This window comes from Limnobacter sp. SAORIC-580 (assembly GCF_013004065.1).
Taxonomy (GTDB): domain Bacteria; phylum Pseudomonadota; class Gammaproteobacteria; order Burkholderiales; family Burkholderiaceae_B; genus Limnobacter; species Limnobacter profundi.
Map to the genome: position 1 here is coordinate 978,148 of NZ_CP053084.1, position 18,739 is coordinate 996,886.

At 52.6% G+C, this 18,739-nt stretch carries 20 protein-coding genes; 11 read left to right on the plus strand and 9 right to left on the minus strand.

Features of this window, described 5'->3' with window-relative positions:
• Position 1 precedes the first annotated feature (1 nt).
• From HKT17_RS04625 to HKT17_RS04640, 4 genes are all read left to right on the plus strand, one after another.
• Positions 2-2,110, plus strand: coding sequence for a chemotaxis protein CheA (locus HKT17_RS04625; RefSeq protein WP_171098207.1), 2,109 nt, complete (start codon positions 2-4; stop codon positions 2,108-2,110).
• Between the two features lie 20 nt (positions 2,111-2,130).
• A complete protein-coding gene (locus HKT17_RS04630) occupies positions 2,131-4,329 on the plus strand; it encodes a methyl-accepting chemotaxis protein (RefSeq protein ID WP_240965903.1) in 2,199 nt (732 codons plus the stop codon).
• 14 nt (positions 4,330-4,343) lie between these two features.
• The gene (locus HKT17_RS04635) at positions 4,344-4,868 is read left to right on the plus strand and encodes a chemotaxis protein CheW (protein ID WP_105028564.1); all 525 of its coding nucleotides are present in this window, start codon (positions 4,344-4,346) and stop codon (positions 4,866-4,868) included.
• An 89-nt stretch (positions 4,869-4,957) separates the two neighbouring features.
• On the plus strand, positions 4,958-6,007 hold the full coding sequence (locus HKT17_RS04640; protein WP_171098209.1) for a GGDEF domain-containing protein: 1,050 nt from the start codon (positions 4,958-4,960) through the stop codon (positions 6,005-6,007).
• 10 nt (positions 6,008-6,017) lie between these two features.
• On the opposite strand, the gene HKT17_RS04645 is transcribed toward HKT17_RS04640, so the two are convergent.
• Both HKT17_RS04645 and HKT17_RS04650 read right to left on the minus strand, forming a co-directional pair.
• Complete coding sequence (locus HKT17_RS04645) at positions 6,018-6,245, minus strand: hypothetical protein (protein WP_171098211.1); 228 nt, start codon at positions 6,243-6,245, stop codon at positions 6,018-6,020.
• 102 nt (positions 6,246-6,347) lie between these two features.
• Positions 6,348-6,830, minus strand: a complete 483-nt coding sequence (locus tag HKT17_RS04650; RefSeq protein WP_171098213.1) for a MarR family winged helix-turn-helix transcriptional regulator — start codon at positions 6,828-6,830, stop codon at positions 6,348-6,350.
• A 294-nt stretch (positions 6,831-7,124) separates the two neighbouring features.
• Here HKT17_RS04650 and ectA point away from each other — a divergent pair, with 294 nt between their 5' ends.
• The 7 genes from ectA to HKT17_RS04685 all read left to right on the plus strand — a co-directional run bounded on the left by ectA (position 7,125) and on the right by HKT17_RS04685 (position 14,344).
• Positions 7,125-7,652 carry a diaminobutyrate acetyltransferase gene (gene ectA, locus HKT17_RS04655; protein WP_171098215.1) on the plus strand — a complete coding sequence of 176 codons (528 nt, stop codon included), beginning with the start codon at positions 7,125-7,127 and terminating at the stop codon, positions 7,650-7,652.
• The gene (gene ectB, locus HKT17_RS04660) at positions 7,649-8,983 is read left to right on the plus strand and encodes a diaminobutyrate--2-oxoglutarate transaminase (protein WP_205882504.1); all 1,335 of its coding nucleotides are present in this window, start codon (positions 7,649-7,651) and stop codon (positions 8,981-8,983) included. Before ectA ends, ectB begins: the two co-directional genes overlap by 4 nt.
• Positions 8,980-9,369 (plus strand): ectoine synthase, encoded by a 390-nt coding sequence (locus tag HKT17_RS04665; protein WP_008252477.1) that lies wholly within the window; start codon positions 8,980-8,982, stop codon positions 9,367-9,369. Before ectB ends, HKT17_RS04665 begins: the two co-directional genes overlap by 4 nt.
• Positions 9,370-9,390: 21 nt before the next feature.
• On the plus strand, positions 9,391-10,305 hold the full coding sequence (locus HKT17_RS04670; RefSeq protein ID WP_105028569.1) for a phytanoyl-CoA dioxygenase family protein: 915 nt from the start codon (positions 9,391-9,393) through the stop codon (positions 10,303-10,305).
• Between the two features lies 1 nt (position 10,306).
• A complete protein-coding gene (locus tag HKT17_RS04675) occupies positions 10,307-11,716 on the plus strand; it encodes a sodium/proline symporter (protein ID WP_171098217.1) in 1,410 nt (469 codons plus the stop codon).
• Positions 11,717-11,855: 139 nt separating this feature from the next.
• The gene (locus HKT17_RS04680; protein WP_171098219.1) at positions 11,856-13,907 is read left to right on the plus strand and encodes a histidine kinase dimerization/phospho-acceptor domain-containing protein; all 2,052 of its coding nucleotides are present in this window, start codon (positions 11,856-11,858) and stop codon (positions 13,905-13,907) included.
• On the plus strand, positions 13,892-14,344 hold the full coding sequence (locus HKT17_RS04685; RefSeq protein ID WP_171098222.1) for a response regulator: 453 nt from the start codon (positions 13,892-13,894) through the stop codon (positions 14,342-14,344). Before HKT17_RS04680 ends, HKT17_RS04685 begins: the two co-directional genes overlap by 16 nt.
• On the opposite strand, the gene fliR is transcribed toward HKT17_RS04685, so the two are convergent.
• The 7 genes from fliR to HKT17_RS04720 form a co-directional block, all read right to left on the minus strand.
• Positions 14,345-15,109 (minus strand): flagellar biosynthetic protein FliR, encoded by a 765-nt coding sequence (gene fliR, locus HKT17_RS04690; RefSeq protein WP_171098224.1) that lies wholly within the window; start codon positions 15,107-15,109, stop codon positions 14,345-14,347. It lies immediately after the preceding gene.
• 2 nt (positions 15,110-15,111) lie between these two features.
• Positions 15,112-15,381 carry a flagellar biosynthesis protein FliQ gene (gene fliQ / locus HKT17_RS04695; RefSeq protein WP_008252485.1) on the minus strand — a complete coding sequence of 90 codons (270 nt, stop codon included), beginning with the start codon at positions 15,379-15,381 and terminating at the stop codon, positions 15,112-15,114.
• A 25-nt stretch (positions 15,382-15,406) separates the two neighbouring features.
• On the minus strand, positions 15,407-16,177 hold the full coding sequence (gene fliP, locus HKT17_RS04700) for a flagellar type III secretion system pore protein FliP (protein WP_305847153.1): 771 nt from the start codon (positions 16,175-16,177) through the stop codon (positions 15,407-15,409).
• Positions 16,174-16,512 carry a flagellar biosynthetic protein FliO gene (gene fliO / locus HKT17_RS04705; RefSeq protein WP_171098226.1) on the minus strand — a complete coding sequence of 113 codons (339 nt, stop codon included), beginning with the start codon at positions 16,510-16,512 and terminating at the stop codon, positions 16,174-16,176. Before fliO ends, fliP begins: the two co-directional genes overlap by 4 nt.
• Positions 16,513-16,575: 63 nt before the next feature.
• A complete protein-coding gene (gene fliN, locus HKT17_RS04710) occupies positions 16,576-17,025 on the minus strand; it encodes a flagellar motor switch protein FliN (RefSeq protein ID WP_008252492.1) in 450 nt (149 codons plus the stop codon).
• Between the two features lie 22 nt (positions 17,026-17,047).
• A complete protein-coding gene (gene fliM, locus HKT17_RS04715) occupies positions 17,048-18,094 on the minus strand; it encodes a flagellar motor switch protein FliM (protein WP_171098228.1) in 1,047 nt (348 codons plus the stop codon).
• Positions 18,095-18,110: 16 nt separating this feature from the next.
• Positions 18,111-18,629: a flagellar basal body-associated FliL family protein gene (locus tag HKT17_RS04720; protein WP_171098231.1), complete on the minus strand. Its 519-nt coding sequence runs from the start codon at positions 18,627-18,629 to the stop codon at positions 18,111-18,113.
• Between the last annotated feature and the right edge of the window lie 110 nt (positions 18,630-18,739).

The window sequence follows — 18,739 nt, forward strand, 5'->3', positions numbered from 1 at the left end:
CATGGCCTTTGAATTGGACCTGGATGCTTCGCGCGGTATATTTTTCACGGAAGCACGGCAACTGCTGGCTGAAGTAGAAAGCTATGTGCTGCAGCTGGAGCAAAACCCCAACGACACCGAAGTATTGAACGCCGCTTTTCGCGCGGCGCACACCATCAAAGGCAGTGCGGGGGTTTTTGGCCTGCTGGTGATTACGCACTTTGTGCACGACCTTGAAACCGTGCTGGACCGCGTGCGCAATTCCGAAATCGGGTTTGATGCGAACATGAGCACCCTGGTGCTGGAATGCCGCGACCACATTTCAGAATTGGTCGACTGTATTGAAGCTGGTGGCGATGCTGAACAGGTCAGCCCCGACATGGCTACTGCACAGGCGGGCTTGACTGCCCGTTTAAAAGCCTACTTGTTGCACGAAGAACATCCTTCGAGCAGTAAGCCAGTGAAAATTGTTGAGACCGATAGCAGTCGACAAACCTGGCATGTATCGGTTCGCCTTGGGCGCAGCACCTTGTGCGATGGCTTTGACCCGGCCCCCATTTTTTCATACATGGAAACCTATGGTGAGTTGCAAGCCGTGGTGCCCGTGCTGGACGCACTGCCCAGCTTCGCAGATCTGGATGCTGAATCGTGTTACCTGGGTTTTGAGTTGCGCTTTGTCACCGACAAAGGCCAGCCTGGTATTGAAGATGCATTTGAGTTTCTGACTGAAGAAAGCAAGGTCCGAATTCTGGCCCACAACTGCACACCTGAGCAGTGGGACGCGCTGGCCAATGCGCTGCCCGAAGGCGCAGGGCGTGCTGCTGAACTGTTGCAGGAAGCAGGCTTTCCGAGGCCACAAGAAGAGCTATTGCCTGAAGTGATCGAGGCCACCGGCAATGCGGTTGCGACAGCTTCAGGAAAGTCCAGGCCAACAGGCAAAGCCACACCCTCCAGTTCATTCATTCGTGTGCCTTCCGACAAGCTGGATGCACTGATCAACCTGGTGGGAGAGCTGGTGATTGCCAATGCGGGCACAGTGGAGCAAGCCAAGCACTTGAACCACACCGCCATGCTGGAATCGACCAGTGCAGTGGCTGGTTTGATTGAAGAAATTCGCGACGGTGCACTGGGCTTGCGCATGGTGCAAATTGGCGAGACCTTTCAGCGTTTTCAACGCGTGGTGCGTGACACTGCGATGGGATTGGGCAAGCAAATTCAGCTTGAAATTTCAGGTGAAGACACCGAGCTGGACAAGTCAGTAGTTGAAAAAATTGGTGACCCCTTGATGCACCTGGTGCGCAATGCACTGGACCACGGTCTTGAAACGCCAGAAGAACGTGTAGCTGCCGGCAAGCCTGCAACGGGCAGGCTTCAACTGAATGCTTACCACGACAGTGGGCACATTGTGATTGAAGTGAATGACGATGGTCGTGGACTGGCGCGTGAAAAAATCCTGAAGAAAGCGATTGAGAAAGGCATCGTGTCGCCTGAACAGGTACTTAGCGATGCTGAAGTCAACATGCTGATTTTCGCCCCTGGTTTTTCTACAGCAGACAAAGTTACCGACATTTCAGGGCGCGGCGTTGGCATGGATGTGGTGAAACGAAACATTGAAGCGTTGCGTGGCTCTGTGCAGGTACGTTCACGCACCGGGCAGGGCTGCACATTCGAAATTCGTTTGCCGCTGACGCTGGCCATTATTGATGGCTTCATGATTGGCGTGGGCGGATCCGTCTATGTCATTCCGCTGTCCTATGTGCGGGAGTGCCTTGAGCTGCCGGTTGATGCCTTGGGCACCGACGATCGCATGGACATTCACTACGACCTTCGCGGGGAGTTTTTGCCCGCAGTGCGTTTGCGCAAGGTGTTTCATCCGAACGCCAAGCGGCCCAAGCGCGAGAACATCATTGTGGTCAGCTTTGGCGGCATGAAGGCCGGCATTGTGGCCGATCAACTTCACGGCGAATCACAAACAGTGATTAAACCGCTGGGCAATTTGTTTGAACAGAACCGGGCAATCAGCGGGGCCACCATCATGGGCAACGGCGATGTGGCCTTGATTATTGATGTACCAAAATTGATTACAGAAGTGAGCAGTATTTCAGCAAGCCTTGAGCAGGCCAACGCGTAATTTTACAAAGGAAGACGAACATGGGTGCATTTGATTTTTTAAAGAGCGGTCAGTTGGCGACAGTTGCTGATAGCCTTGAAGTGGAAATTTCCGGCTTGAAAACAAGCCTTGAGAAGCCTTTGCAGGCTTTGCCAACCAAAGACCTGAGCGGTGATGTGTTGTCGGTGGTGACCAAGATCAACGAGATGATTGCCAGCGTGAATGAGCGCGCCCGCAAAGTGGAAGAAACGGCGGTACGCAGTGTTCACCAGTTGTGGAAAAAAGAAACCTTGAAAGGTGCGGCAGATGAGTTGCCCGCAGCCATTCGCGATGCCATGAAAAAGCTTGAAGCGGAAACCATGTTCGCTCAGCGCCAGGTACAGGCACTGGAAAGCGTGGCCACCAATGTGATGATTGCCGACGCTGACTACAACATTGTGTATGTGAACAACTCACTGTCGAAAATGTTGGTGGAAGCTGAAACCGACATCAAGAAAGACTTGCCACAATTTGATGCCCGCAAAATTCTGGGCGCCAACATTGACAGCTTCCACAAAGTACCTAGCCACCAGCGCGGTATGTTGGCGCGCCTGCGCGACTCCTACAGCACCAACCTCACAATTGGCGAGCGTCATTTCAACTTGCTGGTAACCCCAGTATTTGATGCTTCAGGTACGCGCGTGGGCACCGTGGTGGAATGGAAAGACCGCACTGGTGAGGTGGCCATGGCCAGGCGCGAAGAAGAACGTGCCGAGAAAGAACGCAAAACAGCACTGGAAAACCTGGCGATTCGCATTGCGCTTGACTCAGTGACCACCAACGTGATGATTGCAGACAATCAGAACCACATTACTTATTTGAACAACTCGTTGAACACCATGATGACGCGCAATGAGGACATGATTCGCAAGAGCCTGCCCAACTTCAACGTGCGCAAGTTGATTGGTGCCAACATCGACGTGTTCCACAAAAACCCGGCACATCAGCGCAGTATGTTGTCAGCTTTGAACTCACCGTTGAGAACAGGTATTAAGGTAGGGGATCTTAGTTTCCGCTTGATTGCATCGCCTGTAATCAACGAGGCTGGTGAGCGTTTGGGTACTGTGGTTGAATGGAGTGACCGCACTGCTGAAGTGGCGATTGAAAATGAAATTTCAGGCATTGTGGGTCGTGCATCCGATGGCGACTTCAGCGACCGAATTCGTGAAGACGACAAAGAGGGTTTCCTGAAAACCCTGGCCCAAAACGTGAACGGCCTGTTGACCACTACATCCGTGGGCCTGGAAGATGTGGGCCGTGTGCTGAAGTTGCTGGCCAGTGGCAACATGACCCAGAAAATTACAGCCGATTACAAAGGCTTGTTTGGCGAAGTGAAGGACGATGTGAATACCACCATCGATCGTTTGAGCGATGTGATTCAGGAAGTGCGTGGCAATGCCGATTCACTGACCAATGCAGCACGCGAGATTTCAAAAACCTCGCAAAGCCTGTCACAAGGTGCCAGCAGCCAGGCTGCCGGTGTTGAGGAAGTGTCAGCCAGCATTGAAGAAATGGCGGGCTCGATCAAACAAAACAGCGAGAACAGCCGCGTAACAGATCAAATTGCGACCAAGGCGGCTGAAGAAGCCAAAGAGGGTGGCCGTGCTGTGACCGAAACCGTGAATGCCATGAAAGCAATTGCTGACAAAATTGGTATCGTCGATGACATCGCTTATCAAACCAACTTGCTGGCCCTGAACGCGGCGATTGAAGCGGCTCGCGCTGGTGAGCACGGCAAAGGTTTTGCAGTGGTTGCTGCGGAAGTGCGCAAGCTGGCTGAACGCAGCCAGGTGGCCGCGCAGGAAATTGGCGACCTGGCCACCAGCAGTGTGAAGCAGGCTGAACGCGCAGGTAGCCTGTTGCAGGAAATGGTGCCAGCGATTAACCGCACATCCGACCTGGTGCAGGAAATTACTGCCGCGTCGAACGAGCAAACCAACGGCGTGGCGCAAATTAATCAGGCCATGATGAGCTTGAACCAGCAAACCCAGCAAAATGCGGCAGCTTCCGAAGAGTTGGCTGCAACTGCGGAGGAAATGAGTGGTCAGGCCAGCATGTTGAACACCGCCATGAGTTTCTTTGACACTGGCACAGGCCGATCAACTGCCCGCAACTCAAGCCATGCTGAGCGCAAACCAGCGCCCGGCAAGGCGAGCAGCCAGGGTGGTGCAAACGGTTTCGACAGTTTCGACGACTTTTAATAGGGGTACTCACCATGAGCAATGTCAATGAGCAATTGGCCAAGGCCATGGAGAGTGACAGCGCCAGCCACCAGTACCTGACTTTTCAGGTACATGGACAAAAGCTGGCGGTGGAAATTCTCCGGATCAAAGAGATCATCGAATTTGGACGAATTACCGTGGTGCCCATGATGCAGCAATGCATCAGCGGCGTGATCAACCTGCGCGGCTCTGTGGTGCCCGTGGTGGATTTGAGTGCCCGGTTTGGGCAAGGCAAAACCACCATCAACCGCCGCACCTGCATTGTGATTCTTGAATCGCAAATGGCCGACGAAACACAAGTGGTCGGTTTCATGGTGGACGCAGTGAATGCCGTGGTTGATATTGGGGCCGAGTTTATTGCGCCGCCGCCGCAGTTTGGTGCGGGCGTAAAAACTGACTTCTTGCGCGGTATTGGCAAGGTAGACGACGAGTTTGTGCTGGTGTTGAATGTTGAGCGCCTGCTGGACTTCGACATTCCCACCGACCTGGAAGAAGCTGCCGCCGCCGCAGTGGCCTGAGCAACTTCTTGGAACTGGAAGGTATTGATGCGTCACTGAGATCATGAGCTGACACACCCACTGGGGGGATGTTCCCCCGGTGGGGCCCCATGAGATATCTCAACCGCATGCTAAAACTAAAATACGTCCTCGATATTTCAGACAGTGCCTCTCGTGCCCGGCAGAGAATGGCTTTTGCCGGGCTTTCTTTTCTCATGGTGTTCTTTTTTGCCCCTGGTGGTGCCATCGTTGGCAACGGCGCGCGCATGGCATTCATGATTGCCTTGGGTATTTATTTTCACCTGGCCTTGGTGCAATCTTGGCTGATTTCCAACCGTGAGCGACATTGGGAAAAAATTGAGCTGCCCAGTTATTGCCTGGATCTGCCCATGATCGGTTGGGGCCTGGTTGTCGCTGCAGAATTCCTGGCACCCGTGTCCCCTTTGATCGCAGTGGTGGCTCTGGTTCGGGGTATTCGGTATGGCCCCTGCATGTTGGCTTGCCACATTGGCTTGGGTATTGCGATTGTGTTGGGGCTGGCTTGGTTGGTGCCGTACTGGCAGGCCCACCTTGAGTTGGTGTATGCCAATCTGTTTTTGTTGCTGGTGCTGCCCATTCAGTTTTATGGTGTCAGTGTAAAAATTCAGGCCAGCTCGAAATCGCTGCGACAGGAAAACCTGACTGACCCTTTAACCCGCAGTTTGAATCGCAAGGCACTTGAGGCTGCCGTGTGGCGCATGCTCAATGCCAAAGAACCCTTTGTGTTGTCTTTTCTGGATCTCGACAATTTCAAGATGGTCAACGACACTCTCGGCCATGCCACGGGTGACAAGCTGCTCAAGCGCGTCAGCACCAAGCTGTCGGTTCGGTTGCGAGCGGAGGACAAGGTGTATCGCCTCTCCGGTGATGAATTCGTGGTGTTGAGTTTGGGCAACAGTCGCTCGGATATGGCCGAGAATCTTGGGCAGCGCATTCGGGCAGCCATTTCAGAGGCCATTCAATACACCTGCCCCGATTTACCTGTGTCGGCAAGCGTGGGAGTGCTACAGGTTTCTACATTTGAGGAGCGTAGCCTTGAAACACTTTTGGCACATGCTGACCAGTTGATGTACCAAGCCAAAAAATCCGGGAAAAACCAGGTATTGGTTCAAACGCTGTAAATCGGGCTAATCAGCCTTTTGTGGGGCAATAGGTACTGCTCGATCTTTGCGGGCTGGCAGGGGTTTGAAGTTCTGGGGCTTGGTGCACATAGGTGCATTCGGCGATTTCACCGTAGTTGGAATCGCGCGTGGCCAAGGCTTTGCTGATTTGTATTGAAACAAAGACCACCATGAATGCTGCAATGGCAAACCACAACACTTTTCTGTTGCGTCTAAAAAATGCACCTAAATCAAACATGAAAGCCAGTCAAACCCAGAAAGTGTGAATTGTTGTAAATTGGAAACAATTATTAAAAATATTAAACAATAAGTCAATTCTTATTTGACAGCTTTGTTCGGTTTATTTTGCCGGCTTGTCAATCTCGCCCACGTCAAGAATTGGCGATGCATCCATGGTTTCTGCACCCAATAAGGTGGTTACCCGGCCCAGCACTGAGGCAATCAAATGTTGCTCCCAGCTTTGTAGTTGCTCAAAGCGATCTGCGAAGCGGGTTTGCAGGCTGGACGGCGCATCGTTTACCTCGTGTTTGCCCTTGTCGGTCAACACCACTTCAAGCCTGCGCTTGTCAACTGTGCTGCGAATTTTCTCGATCAAACCCCGGCTTTCCAGTTTTTGAAGAATCACTGTAGATGTCACGGGGGAAAGGCTGAGCGACTTGGCCAGCTCGCCCGGGGAAATGCCGGGATTGTCGGCCACCGATTGCAAAGTCAACAATTCAGAGGTGGCCATGTCAGCTTTTTTGGCCAATTCTCGGGCACTGGATTCTGTGGCACGAATAATGCGGCGAAGCGAAATAAGTGATTCTTGTAAGGTGCTGTCCATGCTCGCTAACCCGGTGATTTAATTCATTTTGATGAATTGTAGTGATTAACCGGCCTGGTGAGTTGGAATTTCCTACGCTTAGAGCATTCCCACCAAATTTAACAATTTCAGCGATGTCAGAGGGGTATTCAAGATGGTTTGCATTTATTTATAAAGTAAACTATTATTAGATTGTTCTTTCATAAAAACTCTTCATTGCATTGGTTTTCAATGATGAGCTTTTACGAAAGGATGAGAAGTAGTTTATTTATTAATAACAAATGGGCCTGCCAATAACAGGGCCATCTCATCCAAATGTCCAAACATGATGTCGTTTTGCGACATCCCGTGCTCGAAGATGGCACTGCCGTATTCGACCTTGTGGATGCTTGCAAGCCACTCGATCTGAACTCCCATTATTTGTACCTGCTGCAATGCAGTCACTTTGCGCCTACTTGCGTAGTCGCAACCCTGAACAGCGAGGTGGTTGCCTGGGTTTCCGGTTACATTCCGCCCAAACAAGCCGACACGTTTTTTGTGTGGCAAGTCGCAGTTGGGGAAAAGGCTCGGGGGCTGGGCTTGGGCAAGAGACTCCTCAACTGGGTGGTGGCCCAGCAAAGCGGCATTGCAAAAATTCACACATCCATTACGCCCGACAACGCGGCGTCTTGGGGGCTTTTCAAATCACTGGCCCGCGACTGGGGCAGTCATTTGTCTTCACGAGACTGGTTCGAAGAACAGTCTCACTTTGGCGGTCGACACAACACCGAAGTATTGGTGGAAATCACTTTGCCAACATCGCCACTGGCGACATTCCTACAAACTCAAGGAGTACAACAATGAGTGACTCAAGCAAGTCAATCGACTTTCAAACCCTGAGCAAAATTCGCACATTCCAGAAAAACGAGTCGGAAGCGCGCAGCTATTGCCGCAGCTTTCCAACCCTGTTTGTGCGCGCCAAGGGCAGCACCATGACCGACATGCATGGTCAGGATTATCTCGATTTCCTGTCTGGGGCAGGCTCGTTAAACTACGGGCACAACGATCCAGAGATGAAATCGGCATTGCTTGACTACATTGCAGACGATGGCATTGGCCACAGCCTGGACATGCACAGCGCCGCCAAGGCCAAGTTTATTGATGCGTTCAACCGCCATATTTTGAAGCCGCGTGGCATGCAATATCGCATTCAGTTTACGGGCCCCACTGGTACCAACTCGGTTGAAGCGGCCATCAAACTGGCTCGCAAAATTACCGGGCGCAAGCAAATTATTGCGTTCACCAACGGCTTTCATGGCGTAACGCAAGGTGCGTTGGCATGTACCGCGAACAGCCATCACCGCAGCCCATCGGCTTCTACACTGTGTGGCGTTGACCGTTACCCTTATGACGGTTACATGGGCGAAGATGTGGACACCACCGAGTACCTTGAAAAAATGCTGACCGACAAGTCGAGTGGTCAAGATGCGCCTGCCGCCGTGATTGTGGAAGGCGTGCAAGGTGAGGGTGGTTTAAACCCGGCTTCCATGAAGTGGCTGAAGAACCTGGCCAAGGTGACCCGCAAGGCTGGTGCCATGTTGATTCTTGACGAAATTCAGGCCGGTGTTGGCCGTGCAGGTTCGTTCTTCAGCTTTGAGGAAGCCGGCATTGAGCCTGACCTGATTTGCCTGTCCAAATCACTGTCTGGTATGGGCCTGCCCATGGCGGTCACCCTGATTCGTCCCGACCTCGATTTCTGGAAGCCAGGTGAGCACAACGGCACCTTCCGAGGCAACAACCATGCATTCATTACTGCCGCAGCCGCCCTTGAAAAGTATTGGGCCAACCCGGCATTTGAGCGCGGTATTGCACAACGTGCCGAGGTGGTGAACCAAAGCCTGAACCGCATTTTGAAAGCCAACGACAATGTCACCGTGCAGGTGAAAGGCCGCGGCATGATGCAGGGCATTGAAATGCAAAGTGGTGCCCTGGCCGACGAAGTCGTGGCGGAGTGTTTCAAGCACCACATGATTATTGAGACCTGCGGCAACGATGGCCAGGTGGTGAAGGTGTTTGCAGCCCTGAACATTGAAATGGAAGACCTGAAAAAAGGTTTGACCATTCTTGAGAAGGCTGTGGCCGCAATCAGCGCCAAGGCCGAGAAGGAAGCCAACAGCAAAAAGGTGAAAGCATGATTGTTAGAAAACTCAGCGAAGTGCAAGGCACAGAAAAGCACATTCATTCCAAGGGTTGGGACAGTGTTCGCATGCTGTTGCGCGACGACAAGATGGGCTTTTCCTTTCACATCACCACCATTCACGCCAAGGCCGAATTGCACATGCACTACAAGAACCACTTGGAGAGTGTGTACTGCGTGAGTGGCAAAGGCGAAATTGAAAGCAAGATTGATGGCAAGGTGTACCCGATTGAGGCGGGCACCATGTACGCCTTGAACCTGCATGACCCGCACATTCTGCGTGCCTTCGACGAGCCCATGATCATGGCCTGCGTGTTCAACCCCCCAGTGACTGGTGCGGAAGTACACGATGAAACCGGCGCATACCCTGCGTTGGCCGAATAAAACCACAGGAGGCAAAACACAATGATTGTTTCAGCCGTAAGAGACCCATACCCCACACGTGACAAATCGGAGGGCGCCTTGATTCGACGCGCCGAACCCGTGGTGTACAGCGAGTGGACAGAAGACTCACCCCTGACCAAGGAACAGATGGCCCAGTTCGAGCGCGATGGCTATTTGGTGTTGACCGATGTGTTTTCTGCTCATGAACTCAACGAGTTGCGTGCCGCCGCGGAGAGGGCTAGTAAAAACTGTGCGCAAACCCATGCTGGCCAATTAATCAAGGAGGCCGATGGAGAGCAGTTGCGCACCCTGTTTGGCGTGCACGGTATGGAAGGTTTGCTGAAAGAAACCGCGAGCAACCCGCGCATGCTGGAAGTGGTTCAGTTTTTGTTAAACGACTCGGTTTACATTCATCAGTCGCGTCTGAACTTCAAAAGCCCGCATTATGGCAGTGGCTTTGAGTGGCACAGCGATTTTGAAACCTGGCACGCCGAGGATGGCATGCCTGGCATGCGCGCCATTAGCGCAACCGTGCTGCTGACTGACGAAATTTCTGCCGATGGCTCCTTGAAGTTCATGCCACGCAGTCACAAAACTTTTGTGGCCTGCCCAGGCGAAACACCCGACTCCACCGGTTACCGAGAGGCATTCAAGAAGCAGGCTGTGGGCAAGCCGCCAGCGCTGTTTCTGGACTTGCTGGAAGAAAGCGGCGGCGTGCAGGAGGTGGTTGCACCAGCAGGCTCAGTGTTGTTGTTTGATTGCAATGTGATGCACGGCGCAGGCAAGAACACCAGCGACCACCTGCGTGCCAACCTGTTCTACGTGTACAACGCAGTCAGCAATGTGCTGAATTCCCCGTATGCGGCAGATACGCCTCGACCAGAATTTCTGGCGGCGCGAACCATTGAGCCATTGAGCTTGCAGGTGCCCGCTTAATTTGGGCGCAAGCTTCTTCATCTGCCTGGCCCTGGTTCTGCTGATCGGACTTAGTTCTGCTCGGCAGGCCAAGGCAAGTGCAGCTGACTACTTTGTGGCCAGCCGCAGCGTGCCGCCGTGGTTGGTCGGTCTGTCGGCGGTGGCCACCAACAATTCAGGCTATATGTTCATCGGCCTGATTGGTTACACCTACACCGCAGGAATCCAGTCTGTTTGGCTGATGCTGGGTTGGATTGTGGGCGACCTGATTGCCTCAAAAACTGCGCATGAACGCATGCGGGATGAGGCGGATCGCATTCACGCCAATGGCATCATCGGCCTGCTGTCACAATGGGGTGGAACCAACAACCGCAGCTGGCAAGTGCTGGCTGCGTTGTTCAGCATTGTTTTTCTGGCAACCTATGCCGCAGCGCAAATTGCAGCGGGTGGCAAGGCGCTGGAAGGCATGCTCGACATTCCCATGGCAATCGGTATGAGCATGGTTGCAGTGGTTGTAATCGCCTACAGCATTGCGGGTGGCATGCGTGCGTCTATTTGGACGGATGCGGCGCAATCGCTGTTGATGATTGTTTCGATCGTCGTGCTGTTGGTGGCCGCGGTTGCCCATTTAGGCGGTATGCAGGCTGTGTTTCAGCAGGCGGGTGCCATCGATGGCTTTATGAACCCGACACCCACCGGGCTTGATATTCCCGGTTATGCCGGGGCAATGGCCTTTGTGGCGGGCTGGATGTTTGCCGGTGCAGCGGCGCTTGGGCAGCCGCACATTGTCAGCCGGTATTTGGCCTTGCAAAATACCCGGCAAATGAACCAGGTGCGCTGGTGGTATTACAGCTATTACCTCCTGTTTTACTGCTTTGCAACTGCGGTGGGTTTGCTTAGCCGCTTGTATTTTGGCGAGAGCACAGGTTTTGATCCTGAGATGGCCCTGCCCAATATGGCGCGCGACTTGTTGCCCCCCTGGTTGGCCGGGCTGATGCTTGCGGGTATTTTTGCGGCCACCATGTCTACGGCCGATTCGCTGGTGCTGTCGTGTTCGTCTGCAATCACTCAAGACTTGCCCAGAAAACCTTCGGAGAATCGCTGGTTTTTGAAAACCGCCACCGCGATGACCACTGTTTTTGCCCTCGGTATTGGCCTGTGGAGCGAGCAAAGTGTATTTTCTTTGGTGGTGTGGGCTTGGGGTACATTGGGCGCGGTGTTTGTACCTATTCTGATTTGGCAGGTACTCGGTGCAAAATTAAACTCGTTGGCGATGTTGTGCATGTCAAGTACCGGCGTGATGGCCACAGTGGCTTGGAAGTTTTATGGCTTTCCGAGTACCGTCTACGAGGGCGCGGTGGGCATGTTCAGCGCCTTTGTTTTGGGTGCAATTTTCACAATAAGTAGTATCCGCAGCAGGTTTCACCCCTAGCTACCCCGATTGGGGGGATAGGTGTATCACCCCAAGTTGTTAAATTGTGTGAATGCCTTGCAAGTTCTTGCCGGGTGTCACTATTCAATAAATAAATCAGCAACAAGCTGCATACATCGAATCAGGGGCGGTGCATTTCATGAATTGGTTGGTGGAGGACTTTGCATTCGCAGCAGCTGCAATCTCAGAGGCCCATCTTTCCGGATTGGCCTTTGGCTTTTTCGCGTCCCTGCTGGCCATGACCGTGGGCGTGGAAGTTCGAATCAAAAACCCGCCCCTGATTGCCAATAGCCACTACCTGATTCGAAGAGGGGTACTCATTACCCTTTATGTGATTTCCATGTTTTTTGCCTCGGCGTTTGTGGGTTTAACCCTGCCTTCCGCCAAAGACGCCCTGTTCAGTATTTCGGGAACCGTACTCACCTTTGCTGTGTGTATTGCGGTGTTTCTGTATGTGGACTATCTGGTGCAGTCAGCCAAGGGTGCAGCCAAGCTGTTCATGTTGCTCTTCACCTCGCTGGGCATTCTGATTCAGTTTCTCATTCACATGGCATTTATTTTTATTCCAAACAACCATCAAATACTGGATGTGCGTTGGCCAGGTTTGGTGGCCATGTATGTAGTGCTGTTTGTGTGCATGGGCTTGCTAAGCCGTTTTGCCCACGAAACCTCGGTGGGCAAATCAAAGCCATTGCGAAGCCGGATGATCTACATTTTCGGCATTGTGGGTTTGAACCAGATGATTGCACTGAGCCTGATTGGCTTTGTGCATGTGGGTGCCGGTTCTGATCACAGCGCCTGGTACGGGCTTTGGACAGGCTGGGCAGGCTTTGAGATATTCATCAGTTTTTTTGCCTTGCTGATGATTTCGGTGTTGATGTGTTACGTCTATGTTTTGATCGACAAATCGGTTCAGGTATTGCGCGCAGACAACCAGAAATTGCAGGTGATGAAGCAGGATGCTTTGGCCCAGGTTGCCAATGCCTCCGAGAAACTTGAACTGGAACGAACCCGGATTGAGCAGTTGGAGAAATCAATCGAGACTGTTCAGCAAGACCATGAAATGTCGGTTGACAGTTTGGTGGCTGCGGTGGCTACGCTTGAAGATGGTGTTTTTGAGTGGGATATTGAACAGGAAACCGTGGTGTTCAGTTCAACCTGGCGGCGTCTGTTTGGCTTTGATGAGCAGGCACAGTCCTCAATCTCGGCCACTGCCTGGCGAGCGGGTATCTTGAGCGAAGACATCAGGGGCCTGGATTCGGCTCTACAGGCCTGCCTCACCGCCAACCTGCCCAGTGCAGTGGTGCAGGTGCGTTATTCAACCGCTTATGGTTCTTTGCTGAAGCTTGAAATTCACCTGGTGGCAGTGAAAAATGCCTATGGATTGCCCAGTAAAGCCGTGGGCATTATTCATGATAGAACTGAGGAAATGGACCTGGAGCTTTCCATTCGCGAGGAGTTGAATGAGGAGTCCTTGTTGTCCTCCCGGAAATCCCAGTTTGTGTCGTATCTCTCGCATGAAATTCGAACACCAATGACCGTGATTGGATCGGCCAAGGCCTTGCTGGAAAGTTCCTTGCAAAAGGAGCCAGTGAACATGGAATCGGCGTTGCATTACATCGATCAAATTGGCGGAGCCTTGCGCTCGCTGCGTGCTTTGGTGGATGAAACGCTGATGTTCATGGGTGCCAATTTCACACGCAAGCATTTGAATATTGCGCAGCTTGATGTGCGAAAGGTTTTTTGCCAGTTTTCCTCGTTCGAACAGCGCCGCAGGCATGGCCAACACTGGCTGGAATATGAACTGCACCCCAGCCTGGATCAATATGAGTTTTATTCCGATGAGTATGTGTTCACGCAGGCCATGCGTCAAATGTTGTCGTTTGCAGAAACCAAAGAGTCGCATGCAGGCAAGTTGACCATCAAAATGCCTGCTGAAAATACCTTGAATTTGTGTATTGAGTTGCTGGAGTGGCCAGCCTGGATGGTCAAGGGAGGGCAGCTTGAGCCAGCGCATGACGAAGAAACTGTGGTGCCCTTCAAAGGCGAGTGTTTGCCATTCACCTTGCTGTTAACCAAGCGGGTGATTCGCCTGATCAATGGGCGCATCATGATCAAAAATCGGCGCAATCGACATTGGTTGTGTGTTGATTTGCCATCGCTTAAGGAGGAAGCATGCCGCGCGTCATGATTGTAGAAGATGACTTGACGATACTCAGCAACCTCTCGCAGTTGCTGCAGTTGAGCGGGCTGGATGTGATGGAGGCCCATGATGGGCAGGAAGCATTGCGCTTGCTGCTGGAGTGCCGTGTTCACGATGCCGGTTTGCCCAAAATGATTGTGAGCGATTTGATGATGCCCAATATGGATGGCTTTGATTTGTTGCGCGCCGTGCGTGGCGATGTGTACTTTAAAACGTTGCCGTTTGTGTTGTTGAGTGCGCGCAGCGATGCCAGTGATTTACAACAGGCGTTTGCCTTGGGCGCCAATGATTACCTGATTAAACCGTTTGAAGTGGAACAGTTGATGGAAGTGATCCGCTACCATTTGTCGCATTCAGAAGGCCGAAAAGGGGATCCCTTGGCGGGCAAAGACTGTACTGCAGACACCGATTTTTTTCTGGAATGATCAGCCTGTATTCAGCACGGAAATACTCAAGAGACGGCCAATTGCGCTGTCAATTCCAGCGATGAAATAAGGCAGGCTGACCCACAGAATCCACAAGCCAACACCAATCGTGATCGAAAAGCCGATTGACATCACGTTCAGTTGCGGCGCTGCACGCGCCAGAATACCCAGCACAATATTGCTGATCAACACAGCCGCCATGACTGGCAATGAAATTTGCAAGGCAAGCATGAACATGATGCTGCCGGCCAAGGCAATGCTTTGGCTGTTGACTACAGACAGATTTGCGCTGATCGGGATCAACTCAAAGCTTTGAACCACTGCGGCGATCACCAGCAAGTGACCGTCGATGACCAAAAATGTGAGCATGGCCAGTACACCCAGAAAACTGCCGATAAGTGGCGTTTGTGTGCCGCGTGCGGGGTCGATGAACTGTGCAAAGGCCAAACCCATTTGCAGACCGAGCAAGTCGCCCGCCATTTCGAATGCGGCAAATACCAGTCGCATGGAAAAGCCCATGGCCACACCGACGAGTATTTGTTGAATCAGAACCGGAATGGCTTGCGCCGAACTGAGCACTGGGGGGGCTGGTAACAGGGGCATCATGAGAATTGCAATGAGTGCGGCAAGACCTACACGTGTGCGGCGTTGCACGGTGCGGTTGTCGAACACCGGCGCCGTGGCCAGCATGGCCAGAATACGGATGAAGGGCCACAAGAACGAGGCGATCCAGATTTCAAGTTGTTCGCCGTTGATGGGGACCATGCTTAGCCGATCACGGTCGGAATACTCATGATCAAACGCTGGGTGTAGTCCACCAGCGTGGCCAGCATCCAGGGGCCGAGCAACAGCAGGGTGGCAAAAATACCCAGAATTTTCGGAATGAACGACAAGGTCATTTCATTGATCTGTGTGGCGGCCTGCAAAATACTGACCAGCAAACCCACCACCAGCGCCACCACCAACAGCGGGCCCGATACCATCAGCATCACTTCCAGTGCAGACTGGCCCAAATTCAACACGGTTTGGCTGTTCATGTTTGTACGCTCAATTCAGTTCAGTTTAGGTCTCAAAGCTGGCCACCAGCGAGCCAACCAGCAGTGTCCATCCATCGACCAGTACAAACAACATGATCTTGAATGGCAAGGAGATCAGCATGGGCGACAGCATCATCATACCCATGGACATCAGCACGCTGGCCACAATCAGGTCGATGACCAGAAATGGCAGAAATATCATGAAGCCGATCTGAAAAGCGGTTTTCAGTTCACTGGTGACAAAAGCCGGAATGAGCACACGCAAGGGCACGTCTTCGGGATTCTCGACATTTTCCACTTTGCCCAGGCGCATGAAGAGTGCCAGATCGGGTTCACGGGTTTGTTTCAGCATGAAGTCTTTCATGGGCACGCTGGCCCTCTCGGTCATTTCCTGAAACTCGATTTCATTGTTGGAAAACGGCAGGTAGGCGTTTTCATACACGCGATCAAACACCGGCGCCATGATGAAAAAGGTGAGGAACATGCTCAAGCCGATGATGACCTGGTTGGGCGGTGAGTTTTGCGTGCCCAGCGCCATGCGCAACAGCGACATCACAATCACGATGCGGGTGAAGCCCGTCATCATCAACAGCAAGGCAGGCAAAAAACTGAGGAAGGTAAAAAACAGCAGCGTTTGAATGGGGACGCTGTAGTTGGTGGTGCCGTTGGCACCCGGCGTGGCCGTAACACCGGGCAGCACTTGCTGGGCTTGCGCTTCGGGCAAGGCCAGAAGAAGCAGCATGAGCAACAGGCTTGATGCGGTCAGCTTGCCGACAGGGGAACGCAGGGGATTCATGATGATTTCACCTTGCCTGCCTTGACGCGCTCCAGCATTTTTGCAAAGTTCACGGCGGGGTTTTGTACTTCGTCCAGCGCAATGCTGCCCGCAGGCATGCTGTGCAGGGTGTTGATGCTGTTGCTTGTCATGCCGAGTACCAGCCAGGTGTCACCGATTTCAACCAGTACTATTTTTTCACGTGGCCCCAGTGCCGAGGTGGCCAGTACCTTGTAAAAGCCGCCGCGGCGTTGCTGGTTGCCAATGCCCATGCGTTTGAGCAACCACACCAGGGCGAGCAACAGGCCCACCACAAACAGCAAGCCCAGTGTGGTTTGCAGCAGATGGCCTGTCATGAATGTCCCACCGCATTTTTGTTTTTTTGTTGTAGTTGCATGCCTTTGTACTGCGAAAGGGTATCAACGGTTGAGTTTTCTCAAACGCTCGGATGGCGTGATGATGTCAGTTAACCGGATACCAAATTTGTCGTTGACTACCACCACTTCGCCTTGCGCAATGAGATAGCCGTTCACCAGCACATCCATGGGTTCGCCAGCCAGGCCGTCCAGTTCAATGACAGAGCCTTGCGCCAGTTGCAGAATGTGCTTAATCGGTATCTTCGTCCGACCCAGCTCAACAGTCAACTGAACCGGGATGTCGAGAATCATGTCAATGTCGTTCTGCGTACCTGAAGCCACACTTCCGGCAAACGGCTGGAACAAACCAGAGGCGGGTTTTGCGTCGCTGGCCTGTGCAAACAGGTTGTCGGTGTCGCTGGTACTGGTGGCGGTGGTGCTGGCTTGTTCGGCCAATGCGGCTGCCCAGTCATCTGCTGCGTCGGTTACGGTATCTACTTGCTGTTCAGACATGGTGTTTTCCTTATCTTGATCGCTATTCGTGTGTTTTTTCGGCCTGCTTGGCTTCCTTGCTCAGCAAGGCCTCCAGGTTCAGCGCATCGGCGTGTGAGTCGTTGCTCACAGCCAGAACTTCTTCAACTTTCAATGCATACTGGCCACCGCTGGTGCCGTAGCTGCAATTGAACACGGGCACATTGTCCACACGCGCTTCAATTACTTTGTCAATTTCAACGGGAATGACGTCGCCAATTCTCAGTTCCATGATGTCGGCCACAGTCAGCTGTGTGCTGGCCAGGCTGGCCACCAAGTCCACTTCGGCCATTTGCACCTGCTTTTTCAGCATGGTGACCCAACGTTTGTCGGGTTCGGCCTGGTCACCCTGCATGCTGGAGTACAGCAAATCGCGAATGGGTTCCATGGTGGAATAGGGAATACATATGTGAAGTGAACCACCACCGGCACCCAGTTCAATCGAGAACGAGGTGGTTACTACAATTTCAGATGGGGTTGCGATATTGGCAAATTGGGTGTGCATTTCCGAGCGCAGGTATTCCGGTTTCAGGGGAAACACCGGTGCCCATGCTTTGACGAATTCTTCACGAATGACTTCCAGCATGCGGGCGATAATACGCTGCTCGGTTTGAGTGAAATCACGCCCCTCAACGCGGGTGTGAAAACGCCCGTCGCCACCAAAAAGGTTGTCGATGACCGCAAACACCAGGCTGGGGTCAAAAATGAACAGGGCATTGCCGCGCAAGGGCTTCATGGCCATGATGTTCAGGTTGGTGGGCACCACCAGATTGCGAATGAATTCGTTGTACTTCAATACTTTGACTGGGCCTACGGAAATTTCCGGGCTTCTGCGCATGAAGTTGAACAAGCCAATGCGGATTAAACGCGCAAAACGCTCATTGATAATTTCAAGCGTGGGCATGCGGCCACGAACAATACGTTCTTGTGTGGCCAGGTTGTAAGGGCGAACGCCTTCAGCGGATTCAGACGCGTCTTTCGTTTCTTCTTCGCCGTTCACACCCCTGAGCAGGGCATCGACTTCGTCTTGTGAAAGAAATTCTCCGGGCATGGTGCAGCGCGTCCTGTTACTGAATCACAAAGCTGGAAAAATGCACGTCGCGAATGCCACGCGTGGGGTCTTTCGGATCGCCTTTGATGGTGACGCGAGCCAGGTCCACCAGTTCATCCATCAACTGTTGTTTGCCTTCAATCGAGGTGAGGTTGCCCACGTTCTTGCCCGACAGTACCAACAAGATGCGGCTGCGAATCACGGGTGTGAAGTTTTTGATTTCTTCAGCTTGTGCCGGACCGCTGACCTCGTAGGTAATGCCAATTTGCAGGTAACGGGTGGTGTCTGGTTCAGCCAGGTTGACAACAAACTGGTCCATGACCACGAATGTGGGTGGGCCGACCGGCTCTTCTACAGTTTCCTCTGCAGCGCCTTCACCACTTGCGTTGCCCAGCATGAAAAAAGCTGCTGCGCCGCCTGCTGCCAGAACGGTCAATACGATTGCAAGAATCAGGATCAGTTTTTTCTTGGATCCTTTTTCGGGCGCTGCTGCTTCTGGGGCTGCTGCAGCGGGTGCCGGGGCGACTCTGGCCATGCTTGACTCCGTAAGTTCAATTGCTGTTGTGTGTCACTTTCAAACTCTATTGTGTCTGAAAGGTTTCTGAGCAAACCCCCGAAAAGCCGTGTTGTTTGGACCCAATTCAT